The organism is Bacteroidota bacterium (assembly GCA_017303905.1).
GTDB lineage: Bacteria > Bacteroidota > Bacteroidia > B-17B0 > Aurantibacillaceae > JAHEYG01.
The window spans coordinates 285,068-296,967 of the sequence record JAFLBH010000002.1 but is presented as its reverse complement, the minus strand read 5'-3'; the positions used below and the strand labels follow the sequence as shown (position 1 = coordinate 296,967).

Here is an 11,900-nt window from a genome sequence, read left to right as displayed (position 1 = left end):
TTTTATTTTAATACGGCTAATCCGAAGCCTGTTGCGCCATGGTTGTTGCCGTTGTAGAACATGAATGTTTTGTTTTTTACTTTAATTACCGCGCCATAACACACCATTTCACTGTCCCAGCCGCTTTCAGAAACCTTGATTCCAACTTCATCATCTTTTCTTGTCCAGTCAATGCCGTTTTTAGATTCAGCATAGCCCATTCGGTAAGGTGAGTTTTTACAACGGATGGAGTACCACATGCGGTAGGTTTCGCCATCTTTCCAAACCCAAGGACGACCAAATCCGAATTCTTCTTCATTGGCTAAATCAATGCTTGGTTTTTCAAGGGCTGTCCAGTTAATACCGTCTTTTGATGTAGCATAACGGACGATGTGCACAGGCATTGGTTTGTTTTTAAATAATGCTGTATTTAAAGTTTCCCATTTCACACCTGATACATACCATGATTTGTAAATGCCTTCATCAAATATGACGCTTTGTCCAGCTCTGTCAAAATACTCCAAATCTGTGCGGTCCATCACGGGTACTTTACTGTATTTTTTAAATGATTCGCCGTCTTCTGACGTTGCTAATCCTGAAAAAATATGGTAAGGCGACATATGTGAACGGCAAAATCCGCTATAGTAAAAATGTAGTTTGTTGTTGATGTTAATTGCACTAGCCGGCGTAACACCACAATCATCAAATGTTCCTTTAACTCCTAAATCCAAAATATAATTTTTCGGATTATTAACTATTTGAGAAGGATCATCTGCATTTACATCAATATATGAAGTACGACCATAGAAATTCTCATCTACCGTTCCGAAGAAGACACGGATGATGTTTTTATCAGGAATAAAAAAAGGAGTGGGATACATCGCATACTGCTTGCTCCACCAAACATTACTGTCAGGACAATAAAGCAACCCTTTTTTTATCCATTCCATAAAATGGTAAGGTATTATTCAATAATTAGGAAATTCCTGTCCGGAGTAAACTTTGAACGCACAATACGGTATTTGTCTAAGCCAAACACTTCCATTAATGCAGTTGTTTCACCCGGCATTTCAGGACAGTTGATTTCATCAAAAACCAAAACACTTCCTTTAACCAAACGAGGTTTTAAGGTTTCCAATGTTTTTTTAGTTGCTTCGTAAATTCCTAAATCAAGGAACGCCATAGCAACAATAGTTTCAGGATGATCTTTTAAATACTGAGGCAAAGTTTTTGTTACATCACCTTGTACTAAATCAAACTTCTTTTTGTGAGGAAGCGGGTTTTCCTTTTCATGATAACCTAATACTTGCTCTAAGTAAGTTTTATAGTCTTTAGGTACTGCGTAGTTTCCTGTTTTTAACCAAGGTGAATTTTTATCTTCTTCTTTTAAGATATCAGGGTATCCGGTGAAAGTATCAAAACCGATAACTTTACGGCTGTAGTTATATGGCTCATGTACTCCACGTAAATTGTGGAATAAGGATAAATTACTTCCCCACCATGTTCCAAACTCCATGATAACACCCGGAATTGGAATAATCATTTCATAGATTTCGTTCATACAAAGCACATTTGCTAAGTAAGAACTACGCATATATAATCCAAAGTTTACAAAAATATCTTCGATTGGAATGGGAGTATTGATATACATTTCCCTGAAGGCTTTACGCGCTTCTAATTGGTCCTGAGAGGCTCTGGTCCATTCAATTTGTGCCATAAGTTTTAATTTAATTAATGTATAAATTTAGAAATTTACTTCGGCATAACCAAAACCACTGGTCCCGAACCCATTACCATTGTAAAACAGGTAATTTTTACCATTTATTGGTACCAGGGAAGTATAGCAAATCATGTCTTTATCCCATTCGCCGGAAGGAGTACTAACCTGGATTTTTGAATCATTTCGGTGCCATTTTTTACCATCCGATGATTCGGCATAACCCAATTGATACATATCGTTACTCCTTAAACGGCAAGAGAAAAGCATTTTATAAAGACTCTCGTGTTTGAAAACAAATGCTCTTGATAAAGAGAATTCTTCGGGACGAGGCTCAAGGCATGTAATAAAATTATCACGGTTAAAATTCAAGCCGTCTGATGATTCAGTATACCTGATGTTACCAACCGGAAGCTCTTTACCTAAAACATCGGTCCATTCATTTACGCCGGAATACCAAACTTTATACGTTTCATTATCTTGCATAACGTGTGGCAAGGAGCGAATATACAAGTCTGTATTGTTTCTATCCAATACCGGCACATTAGCATGACGTTTAAATGATTTTCCGCCATCTGTACTAATGGCTACTCCGGTAAACATCATAAAACGAACTTGTTTTACCAATTGAAAGCCGAAGTAGTATAAATATTTTACGCCATTAACAGTAACAATGGAGGAGGGGATCATACCGTTATCATCGAAGGTGCCCTTTATTCCTGTTTCCAGAATAGGTCGTTTAGACACTTCAAGAATTTCCTCAGGATTATTGGCATTTAAATCAACATAACCAATACGTCCGGTTTTGTTTTCATCCAATGAGGCAAAGTAAACACGAATCACATCTTTGTTTAACACATCAATGGTTGGATTCATGGCATGGGTTTTAGCCCATGGCAAACTGCCATCCGGACAATAAATTAATTTTTTGCGGGTGATGATCACAACTTATTTTTTAGCTGAACGGTTGTAACGGCGCATACGCCATGACTTAACATCTGCATCCGTATCTGTATCATAACCGAGTAAGAAACTTAGGAAAGGATCGTCGCTGTATTTACCTTTTAACTGACTAGGGAAAGAAATAGCCTGTTTCATGTAAGGGGCAACGTACATGTTATTTACACCAATACGGTCGTTATCCGAAACGTTTTGTCCGGCACGGTGATATAACATCGCATCAAAAACAATCGCGGATCCTGCAGGAGCATTAGCGCACACTTCATTAGCGCGGATGTATTCTTCCGAAGGAAATGCTTCTGTTTTATGACTCGCCGGTAAAATCCATGTGCCACCGTTTTTCTCGTTAAAATCAGCTAAACAAAATAAAGCACTTACAGTAAATGGTCTTGAATATGTAAAGTGCTGATACATTAAATCACGGTGCCAACGTAACTGGTAGTTCTGAGATTTAGCACGGTTGATAATGGCATTTTGTTCGCGTAAGATGAAGTTGTTGCCAAATATTTTTTTCAAAATGGCAATCACAGTTGGGTTAACTGTAAAATTGTACAGGAAGAAATCGTCGTATACAAGTGGGGAACGTGTAATGTCTTTGTCACCCAATTTCTCCATTACTTCCTCACCAACTTCAGCAACCTGTTTAGCGTAAATGATTTCAATTTTTTCCTTTGCAATTTTAATTTGTTCAGGTGTTAAAACATTCGGTACAATAGTGTAACCTTTTAATAAAATTTCTTCTTTATGTAAATCGATATTATCACCGGAAGGAGTCATTTCTGTTACTCCATAGTGAATGACCGGGGCTTTTGTTGTACTCATGATTTCCAGTTTTTATGGTGAATATTTATTGAATATTAAATTTCTCGTAAATACTTAATTCGTCGGCTTTGTTTGGTGTACCCTTATATAACTTTCCGTCGCCGGTATCTTTAACGATTAAACAACCTGCACCAATTAAGCAGTCCTTTCCAATGTTAATGTTATTACCTACAGTTGAGTTGACACCCATAAACGTATAGTCGCCTACTGTACAAAAGCCGCTAATTACAACATGAGAAGAGATAAATAAATGACTGCCTAAAACAGAATGATGACCAATGTGATTACCGCTCCATAAAACAATATTAGACCCCATTTTCACGAAGGGTTGAACAGTATTGTCTTCAAAAATAAATACATTATCACCCATGGTTACATTGCGCCATACAAAAGCACGCGAGCTAATGTAATTTGCCAGTTTATAACCTTTCGTTTTTGCATCATGGTAAAACTTGGCACGGGCACGATTAAGGGTGTTGTATACTAAAGCAATGTGCATTTCGTACTGAGAAGGCGGATAAAGCTTTTCAATATCTTCATATGGCACTACAGGTAATCCGAATAAAGTGTCTTTTTTTAAAAATTCTTTGGTTACTGTAAACGCTACGACTTCATATTCCGAATCGTGTGTAAATAATTCGTAAGCTACTTCACCAAAAGCGCTGTCGCCAAAAATTACAAGTTTCTTTGTTTTCGTCATTGTTATCGTTTAACTACAAGTATGTCTTCGCGGCGGTTTGCCATCGGTAAATTATCATTTTGAGGAACTAAGTAAGCTTCACAGCCAAATCGGCGTAAACGCGCAACGATTGCCAATACAATGCTGTCGTCCATTTTTTGATCACGGTTATCATGAGCGGTGGAACCTTTAATTTGATTGTTGTTGCTCAGGAATTTTTTTCCTTCTTCAGAATCTAAGAAACGATCGCGTTTATCAATGTTAGGAATATCTCCGATTAAAAAGCGGCCATTAGGTTTCAACAGATTTAAAGCCTCGTGTAAAAACAAATACATATTATCGTTCGCGAAAATGTAAAACAGAACGCTGTAACATAATACAAAATCCGATTTGCCAATATAATCTTTGAGTTCGTTATTGCTGAAAGGAAACTTGCCACCGATTTTTACCACACATTTAGAATTTGGAACATGAGCGAGCATTTCATCAGAATCAATTAAAACTAAAGTGTGACTGTTTTTCTCGCACATCTTAATTAATTCAAGTGTTAACTCATCGCAGCCGGAACCAATATCAATAATGATTTTGTTTTGGGTTTTATCGATTGGAAGTTTAGTATAAATATCTTCTAAAATGGCTTTTGAAAAACCTTTGCGATATGTATCCGGAAAGCCGATTTTTTCGGAGCCACTCAAATTCGGATTGGCTGCCATTTTTTTAAAATCGTCGAATGTCAATTCTTTATTTGAGCTCATTTTCCTGAATAATGTTTTTTAAAATCTTCGTATTTCCTGATGTAGTCCGATTCGTCGTATTTAGAGCTGGCTAATACTAACTGCACGCAGGAATGTGAGTATTGCATGGTATGCCAGCAATGTGGCGGTACGTATAAACCAATATTAGGTTTATCAAGCGTAAATATCATTTTTTCTCCATCAGGCATTTCAATGTTCACGATAATGCGTCCTGCTAATGCAATTAAAACTTGCTCTGTTTTATAATGCGCATGTCTGCCTCTCACAACCTCTTCAGGAGTATAATAAGTCCAGAACACACGTTCACAATCAAAAGGAATCTGCTGTTTATTTTCACTAACTGAAATATAACCGATTTCGCTGGTGCCTAATTTTTTGAATTCTATGAGATAGGGTTTAGTCATAAACTTTATTCCTCATAAAAGTAATAAATTAATCGGTAATTTTAAGGTAAATAGGGGGCTTGATTTTAATCAAATTTGATATTAATCATCACTCTCTGATTAGTTCCCCTCTTCCTTTACGCGTTAAATTTAAGGAATCCGGTTCTCCTTTGTAGTAAATATTACCCGCTTCCCATATTTCTAGCTTCATTAATCCACCTGTGGGATTTGTAGGGGCATTAATATAACAATGTCCGATTGTGTAACTGTTAAGGTCAATTCTGTTTTTAATAATGAGATCCTGAAATCTTAAATAATTTGTGCCATTCGTGTAATGGTTACCGTAATCAACAAATCCTTTTGCGTAAATATCACCGTTACCATGCGTACTCGTGTGTAAATATTTAAGATTTATATCAAGATGAATATCGCCTGAATTCGCAATGCTCACATACATGGAGTCCTGAGTAAATTGGTTTTCGAACGTAACCACCCCAACACCCCCGTTTCTCAATCGCTTTAAATAAGGAAGGGTAACAAACACTTTAACAATGCTGTTTTTTGGGTGACGTATGAAATTACACTTATTGATATTACTGATGTAGAGTGTTGAATCTTTTACTTCTGTTTTAATATTGCTTAAAAGGTTTTTTCCGGCCTCCACTTTTACGCTATAAACCGGACTTTGGGTTATAAATACATCAATTCTGTCCTCAACTCTAATCTTATAGAATGCGCTTAATGCACGATCGGAAATTTGAGCTTTACCTGAAGACTTGAAACAATCGCCTGCATTTTCTTTTTTACAGGAATTGACTAATACAACAGTCAACGCGAAAATAAATATGTATATTAATTTTTTCACTTTCTTTTTCCTATTGGCAGTCTGTAACCAATGCCCAAATCAAAATGATAAGCAACCACCCAATGCGACTTCATGCCAAATTGTAAAAACAAGCCTTTATTGCCGGTATATCTTATGCCGAAGCGATGGAAAAACGAACCATCGTCGTTGTAATGACTGTAAAAATAATAGCCAAATTCCAGAGGGAAACTAATTCTTCCAACATTATAGGAGTAGGCAAATTTTACGCCGGCTCGCATTTTATCTACAAAAGTATCATGTGGTTTATTAAACACTTCTAAGTCTTTGACATGACTCTCTTCGTAATATAAATCCAGACCACCTCCAATTTTATGTGTATTACGTTTATTGAAAAAATAGTTGAAGGATAATGTATGAGCAGGTAATTTTGGTTCACCCGGAGGATCTTTTTCATTCACACCAAATGCATACCAGGCTAATAATTCATGATTACTTTTCGCTTTGGTGGAAGAGTCGATTTTAGTGTACTCGCATTTAGGGTCTGATAATTTTAGCGTCAATCCCATGTGAGCCGAGATTAGATTTAATCCCAAGTTCGGAACCTGCATTCTACCATTACTCACATGTGAAATGCCAAGTCCGGGTTCTAATCTTAGCTTCTCATTTAAATTGATATTCCATAAAAAACGGTATTGAACAAAGGCATTCCAGTGACTGCCAATGGCAATGTTTTTGTGGTTTTCATTAATATCAAATCGTCTGGTTAAGTAAGCAAGTCCCCATGAAATCCTGAAGATTGGACGTGAAGCCCTCACTTTTACATTTAAGGGAATTTCAATAAAAGGCGCTAAGGAAATGGACTGACCTAGCTGCGAAGGATTACCAAAATCAATGAAAGTAGCACATAGTCCTACATCCGGCAGATTGTTCTCCAGATGCCACAATTTACTTCCATCACTCGGTTTCACTAAATTCACTTCTACCATTGGTACATAGCCCTTAATTAAATGACCGATTGTAGCACGGTGTTGCATGATATAGCCGTAATCAATCCCCGGCTTTATATACCATTTTTTATTGCAGCGCAGAAAGTCGTTTTGTGCCCAAATAATATGGATACTAAGCGAAAAAACAAGAATAAATATGTATTTTAAATTCTTAATTTTTTTAAATAATAAAGAATAGCAAATATAATCATTAGAATCTGTTTAAATTTGTGGAATATGAACGAAAAATTAGCGGCTTTTGAACGGCTTTTAAATATAATGGACGACCTGCGGGAAAAATGTCCGTGGGATAAAAAACAAACTATCGAGAGCCTCCGTCATTTAACAATTGAGGAAACTTACGAATTAAGCGATGCCATATTAAAAAATGACATGAATGAGCTTAAGAAGGAGTTGGGTGATATTATGTTGCACATTGTGTTTTATGCCCGTATTGCAAGCGAAACAAAAGAATTTGATATTGCCGACGTAATGAATGCTTTGTGCGAAAAGCTGATTTTCAGACACCCGCATATTTACGGTGATGTTAAGGTTCAGGATGAAAACGAGGTTAAGCAAAATTGGGAGAAGATTAAGCAAAAAGAAAAGGGAGGTAATAAAACTGTATTAAGCGGAGTACCGGATAGTATGCCCGCACTTTTGAAGGCTTATCGTATTCAGGAAAAAGCCAGAGCCGTTGGCTTTGATTGGGAGAAACCGGAACAGGTATTTGAAAAAGTTCAGGAGGAAATAAGTGAACTCAATTCTGAGGTGAAAAAGCAGGACAATCTAACTAAGATTGAAGATGAGTTTGGAGATGTTTTATTTTCCTTGATTAATTATGCCCGCTTTCTAAACGTTAATCCTGAAGATGCACTGGAAAAAACCAATAAGAAATTTATTAAGCGCTTCACCTATATGGAGCAAAAATTAAAGGAACAAAACAAACAAATTGGAGATTGTACTTTAGCGGAAATGGATGTGTATTGGAACGAAGCAAAAAAACTGTAATTTGAAATCATTTCTAAAAGATAACGCCCTTTTTTATAGTATATACCTGTTGGTAGTGTTAATTGTATCTTACTATTTATTGAATTACGATAAGGTTACCATACATCATTCCATTAACCAATTAGTAGGTGTAAAATGGATAGATTCGTTCTATAAATATTTTACACACATAGGTGATGGCATAACGGCTGTGTTGATTGGGATTATACTTTTATTTAAGAATGTACGTAATGGATTGTTTGTCTTATTTTCGTATGCACTCGCCGGCGGAACCGCTGCCATTATTAAAAACAGTATTAACTACACCAGACCTCACCATATGTTTGTGTACTATCAGAAGCATATTAAATTAAATTTAATTGATGGGGTGGAGGTATTAGGCGAGAATAGTTTCCCGAGCGGACATACAACGACGGCTTTTGCGCTTTTTACTTCATTGTCTTTAATAGTGAAAAATCAATTTCTTAAATTCTTATTTATCATATTAGCATTTAATGCAGCTTATAGCCGCATGCATCTTTCTCAACATTGGTTGGTGGATGTAACTGCCGGTTCAATGATTGGCATTATTTACGCTACTTTGTTGTATTTCGTTTTTTATTGTAATCAGAAAGTCGAAAAAAAATTCAATCACCCTTTATTTAACAAGAAGGCATCGTGAAAGCTGTATTAAATACTAAGTATGGGGCGATTGGATTAATTATTCTTTTAGCATCATTAGTTTTTGTTCCGTTTATAGGTAATTGCCATTTGTTTGACTGGGATGAAATAAATTTTGCGGAGTGCGCCCGCGAGATGGTGGTGACCGGTAATTACAGCAATGTACAATTGAATTATAATCCTTTCTGGGAAAAACCGCCTTTCTTTATTTGGTTGCAGGCAATTAGTATGAATGTTTTTGGAGTGAATGAGTTTGCAGCTCGTTTTCCGAATGCTGTTTGTGGTATAATTAGTTTGTGTGTGATATTTTTTATTGGCAAAAAGGTGTATTCTTCGTCTTTCGGATTAACCTGGGTGCTGGTATATGCCGGCACGTTGTTGCCACATTTTTATTTTAAATCCGGTATTATCGATCCCTGGTTTAATTTATTTATTTTCTCTGCTTTTTATCAAATCATTCTCCATTTTAATGACCCCTTAGGTAAAAACGGTTATCGAACCGCGGCATTAGCCGGATTGTTTTTGGGTTTGGCAGTTTTAACGAAAGGTCCGGCGGCTATTGTAATTGTTGGAGGATTCATCGGTGCATTTTGGGGCCTCCAGAAATTCAAAAGGGTAAGTGGATTAAAACAGATTTCTGTTTTTATGTTGAGTTTAATCTTAACCGGCTTTAGTTGGTTTTTATTTGAGCTTTTGCGGGGTAATACGGAAGTGATAAAAGCTTTTATTGATTATCAGATTCGTTTATTTAAAACGGAAGATTCTGACCATGGTGGATTTTTATTATATCATTTTGTAGTTCTGCTGATAGGATGTTTTCCAACTTCTTTGTTTATGATCATGTCGTTGAAGAAATCAGGAATGGATACACCTTTTCAAAAACATGTTAAGTTTGGAATGGTGATTCTGTTTTTTGTGGTTTTAGGAATCTTTACGTTGGTAAAAACAAAGATAGTTCACTATTCGTCTTTGTGTTATTTACCGCTAACGTATTTAGCAACTTATTCGATTCACAAATTATTTAGTGGTGAATATAAAATTAAAGCGTGGTTTGCAGCTTTGTTCATTGGCTTGAGTTTGATATTGGGAATAGCATTTTCATTATTAGGCGCAGTTGATTTCTTAAAGCCATTATTACTTTCCAACAACTTAATAAAGGACCCATTTGCCATTGAAAATTTGAAAGCGGAAGCAAATTGGCAAGGCTGGGAGTGGAGTTTAGGATTAATTTTCATACTCGTTTCGCATGCCGGTTATCGTTTTATAAGCAGAGGAAAAACACGCTTGATTTATTGGTTATATTCATTCTATATCGTCTTTATTTTTGTTTTTATAGCTGTGTTTATTCCCAAGATAGAAATGTACACGCAGAATTCGGCCATTACATTTTATGAAGTTTTAGCGAAGAAGGATTATTATGTTGAAACTTCCGGATTTAAAAGTTATGCTTATTTATTTTATACGAATAAGCAGCCTCAACAGAATCAGAATTCTGATTGTATTGAATACGTAAAGAAAAATTTATTGGATATAGAGGCCAAAGGATTTAATCCACTCACATCATATTCCATTGCCTATGCAAATTGGATGTTATACGGCAAAATTGACAAGCCGGCAATCTTCGTTTGTAAAAGCAATAATACCGAGGTTTTAATGCAAACCGGTGTTGTGAAACCTATTTATTCAAAAAACGGATATGTGTTTTTTGTAAGGATGCCCGAAATCAGCAAAAACTAAATTGATTTTTGTCATTTTTCGTTTGTTTACGGACTAGCATTTAGCTTTTTTAACAAAAAACAAAGGGGTGCCATCACAAAAGGCTGATTTTATGGTTATATTTGCTCATATAAAAAATTTAACCCAACAAAAAATGAAAAAAGTATTATTAATGTTAGCTTTCACCGGATTGGTTGGAGGCTTATCTGCTGCTAACACCGGCGACGATAAAGATAAAGACAAAGGAAAGAAAGAATGTTGCAAAAAAGCTGAAGCAAAAGCTTGTTGCAAAAAAGACGGAGCTAAAGCTTGCAGTGGCGAGAAAAAAGCTGAAGAGAAAAAAGCTGAAGAGAAAAAATAATCTCAGTTTTATCAAAATAAAAAGCCCGATACATGTATCGGGCTTTTTTTATGCATTGTATCAATTTCTAATAACATTTTTAATTACTTGGTTTAGTAAGAATTATTATAAACGACGATTTTTTTGTACAGTACTTTTCCCTCTATTCTCAATTGAAGTATATATATTCCGTCATTTACATAAGGTATGGTGTATTCCTTAGTATTAATTGAAGAAATATCTACAGGAATGCCGTTTAATGAAAAAAGCTTCACATCTTCAATATGCTTTGTGGTTTTTATTTTGAACCTATCCTCAACCGGGTTTGGAAATATTTGAATCTTGTTTAAGGCTTCCTCTTCATTTATACCTGTCCACTTTTCACAGTATAATGAATCAGTAGAAACACAAATATCGTCGAAATAATTAAAACCGGTTGGATAAAATGATCCTGTTAGGTTAGTATAAGTTGTAACTCCATCATTGAAGAAATTACCTATAGCGATATACTTGTGATTCGCGTCTGCAATAAAAGAACCTCGAACCGTTGTCCAATTTAGTGTGTCGCTCACAATGTTGCTTGAATAAACATGTGCGAAATTCGGAAAACTCACAGAGGAGATAGGATTAATAGAAAACAACAAGCCTTGTCTATTTGTTTGACAAGGTTGTTGAAGGTAATTGTTAACCGCATTAACTTTAAAAGAAACAAAGTATTTTTGACCAATACTAAGTGATGTAGTTAATTGTGAAATAGCATATTGGCGTGAATTGTTTCCGAATGTTCTAATTCCAATATAACCATTCCCTGAGGAAGGGTTTTGAAAACCATAAAGATTTTTTGGGACTCCACAGTTTGAAGAAAAACTCCCACAATTAAAACTTGTTGCTGAATAACCCTGTCCAACTGACGTCCATTGAGTTAATGGAAAATCTCCAATATTCCAAGGACATACGCTATAGGCTTCAAAACTTGGATCTTGTACAAGATTACCTTGAGAATAAGAATAATTAATTACTAAAAGGCATTTAATTAATATTAGATAAATTCTCATGATTAAATTTA

14 protein-coding genes are annotated in these 11,900 nt (G+C 35.7%); 4 read left to right on the top strand and 10 right to left on the bottom strand.

Features of this window, described 5'->3' with window-relative positions; translation table 11 throughout:
• Positions 1–2 precede the first annotated feature (2 nt).
• From J0L69_09070 to J0L69_09030, 9 genes are all read right to left on the bottom strand, one after another.
• A complete protein-coding gene (locus tag J0L69_09070; protein MBN8693337.1) occupies positions 3–929 on the bottom strand; it encodes a hypothetical protein in 927 nt (308 codons plus the stop codon).
• A 14-nt stretch (positions 930–943) separates the two neighbouring features.
• Positions 944–1,540 (bottom strand): crotonobetainyl-CoA--carnitine CoA-transferase, encoded by a 597-nt coding sequence (locus J0L69_09065; protein ID MBN8693336.1) that lies wholly within the window; start codon positions 1,538–1,540, stop codon positions 944–946.
• A 183-nt stretch (positions 1,541–1,723) separates the two neighbouring features.
• Positions 1,724–2,641 (bottom strand): hypothetical protein, encoded by a 918-nt coding sequence (locus J0L69_09060; protein ID MBN8693335.1) that lies wholly within the window; start codon positions 2,639–2,641, stop codon positions 1,724–1,726.
• Positions 2,642–2,644: 3 nt separating this feature from the next.
• Positions 2,645–3,478: a phytanoyl-CoA dioxygenase family protein gene (locus tag J0L69_09055; protein MBN8693334.1), complete on the bottom strand. Its 834-nt coding sequence runs from the start codon at positions 3,476–3,478 to the stop codon at positions 2,645–2,647.
• A 25-nt stretch (positions 3,479–3,503) separates the two neighbouring features.
• Positions 3,504–4,178, bottom strand: a complete 675-nt coding sequence (locus J0L69_09050; protein ID MBN8693333.1) for an acetyltransferase — start codon at positions 4,176–4,178, stop codon at positions 3,504–3,506.
• 2 nt (positions 4,179–4,180) lie between these two features.
• Positions 4,181–4,912 carry a class I SAM-dependent methyltransferase gene (locus tag J0L69_09045; protein ID MBN8693332.1) on the bottom strand — a complete coding sequence of 244 codons (732 nt, stop codon included), beginning with the start codon at positions 4,910–4,912 and terminating at the stop codon, positions 4,181–4,183.
• Positions 4,909–5,316, bottom strand: coding sequence for an FdtA/QdtA family cupin domain-containing protein (locus J0L69_09040; protein ID MBN8693331.1), 408 nt, complete (start codon positions 5,314–5,316; stop codon positions 4,909–4,911). The genes J0L69_09045 and J0L69_09040 overlap by 4 nt, the downstream gene beginning before the upstream one ends.
• 88 nt (positions 5,317–5,404) lie before the next feature.
• The gene (locus J0L69_09035; protein ID MBN8693330.1) at positions 5,405–6,160 is read right to left on the bottom strand and encodes a DUF2807 domain-containing protein; all 756 of its coding nucleotides are present in this window, start codon (positions 6,158–6,160) and stop codon (positions 5,405–5,407) included.
• Complete coding sequence (locus J0L69_09030; protein ID MBN8693329.1) at positions 6,157–7,155, bottom strand: acyloxyacyl hydrolase; 999 nt, start codon at positions 7,153–7,155, stop codon at positions 6,157–6,159. Before J0L69_09030 ends, J0L69_09035 begins: the two co-directional genes overlap by 4 nt.
• Before the next feature lie 189 nt (positions 7,156–7,344).
• Here J0L69_09030 and mazG point away from each other — a divergent pair, with 189 nt between their 5' ends.
• From mazG to J0L69_09010, 4 genes are all read left to right on the top strand, one after another.
• Positions 7,345–8,118, top strand: coding sequence for a nucleoside triphosphate pyrophosphohydrolase (gene mazG, locus J0L69_09025; protein MBN8693328.1), 774 nt, complete (start codon positions 7,345–7,347; stop codon positions 8,116–8,118).
• Between the two features lie 55 nt (positions 8,119–8,173).
• On the top strand, positions 8,174–8,779 hold the full coding sequence (locus J0L69_09020; protein ID MBN8693327.1) for a phosphatase PAP2 family protein: 606 nt from the start codon (positions 8,174–8,176) through the stop codon (positions 8,777–8,779).
• Entirely contained in the window at positions 8,776–10,515 is a 1,740-nt protein-coding gene (locus J0L69_09015; protein MBN8693326.1) for a glycosyltransferase family 39 protein, read from the top strand. Before J0L69_09020 ends, J0L69_09015 begins: the two co-directional genes overlap by 4 nt.
• Before the next feature lie 133 nt (positions 10,516–10,648).
• Positions 10,649–10,855, top strand: coding sequence for a hypothetical protein (locus J0L69_09010; protein ID MBN8693325.1), 207 nt, complete (start codon positions 10,649–10,651; stop codon positions 10,853–10,855).
• A gap of 92 nt (positions 10,856–10,947) precedes the next feature.
• Here the strand turns inward: J0L69_09010 and J0L69_09005 are convergent, their stop codons facing one another.
• On the bottom strand, positions 10,948–11,889 hold the full coding sequence (locus J0L69_09005; GenBank protein MBN8693324.1) for a T9SS type A sorting domain-containing protein: 942 nt from the start codon (positions 11,887–11,889) through the stop codon (positions 10,948–10,950).
• Between the last annotated feature and the right edge of the window lie 11 nt (positions 11,890–11,900).

Bases quoted from the DNA above. Each gene is read 5' to 3' on its own strand.
- J0L69_09040 (MBN8693331.1), bottom strand. From the start codon at position 5,316: ATGACTAAACCCTATCTCATAGAATTCAAAAAATTAGGCACCAGCGAA.
- J0L69_09030 (MBN8693329.1), bottom strand. From the start codon at position 7,155: ATGCAACACCGTGCTACAATCGGTCATTTAATTAAGGGCTATGTACCA.
- J0L69_09070 (MBN8693337.1), bottom strand. From the start codon at position 929: ATGGAATGGATAAAAAAAGGGTTGCTTTATTGTCCTGACAGTAATGTT.
- mazG (MBN8693328.1), top strand. From the start codon at position 7,345: ATGAACGAAAAATTAGCGGCTTTTGAACGGCTTTTAAATATAATGGAC.
- J0L69_09045 (MBN8693332.1), bottom strand. From the start codon at position 4,912: ATGAGCTCAAATAAAGAATTGACATTCGACGATTTTAAAAAAATGGCA.
- J0L69_09005 (MBN8693324.1), bottom strand. From the start codon at position 11,889: ATGAGAATTTATCTAATATTAATTAAATGCCTTTTAGTAATTAATTAT.
- J0L69_09065 (MBN8693336.1), bottom strand. From the start codon at position 1,540: ATGAACGAAATCTATGAAATGATTATTCCAATTCCGGGTGTTATCATG.
- J0L69_09010 (MBN8693325.1), top strand. From the start codon at position 10,649: ATGAAAAAAGTATTATTAATGTTAGCTTTCACCGGATTGGTTGGAGGC.
- J0L69_09050 (MBN8693333.1), bottom strand. From the start codon at position 4,178: ATGACGAAAACAAAGAAACTTGTAATTTTTGGCGACAGCGCTTTTGGT.
- J0L69_09055 (MBN8693334.1), bottom strand. From the start codon at position 3,478: ATGAGTACAACAAAAGCCCCGGTCATTCACTATGGAGTAACAGAAATG.